The sequence below is a fragment of the Mycolicibacterium arseniciresistens genome (assembly GCF_030519285.1).
Classification (GTDB): Bacteria; Actinomycetota; Actinomycetes; order Mycobacteriales; family Mycobacteriaceae; genus Mycobacterium; species Mycobacterium arseniciresistens.
The window spans coordinates 1-357 of sequence record NZ_JAUMSQ010000596.1 but is presented as its reverse complement, the minus strand read 5'-3'; the positions used below and the strand labels follow the sequence as shown (position 1 = coordinate 357).

General features: G+C 76.8%; 1 pseudogene. It reads right to left on the bottom strand.

Annotation, left to right across the window (positions count from 1 at the left end):
- A pseudogene (locus Q2100_RS31700) lies at positions 1–357 on the bottom strand (glycoside hydrolase); the annotation flags it as partial.

The following is a 357-nucleotide window of genomic DNA, read 5'->3' as shown; positions in this document are numbered from 1 at the left end:
CCGGCCCCGCCGCGGACCCCAGGTCCGACAGCCCACCACCCGAACCCGGTCCGCCACCTGAACCCGAACCCATGCCCGGTGGCGACGGCGCCGAGAAGCCCGCCGGACTGGTCGGTGCAGGCGCTCCCGAGGGTGCGGTCACCTCGGCCGCCCGCGCGTCGAGCCGGGCGCGGAGGTCCTCGACCACGGCGATCGCCTCTCGCAACGACCGCCTGGCCTCGGCCACCAACTCCTCGGCGACCCCTGGATCGTCGAGTTGCGGTTCGAGTGCGGCGGCACGGGCCTCGAAGCCGGCCACGATCGCGTCGAGGCGCGCCCGCGCGTCGGCGACCGCCGTGCCCGCGTCACGGGCGGCAT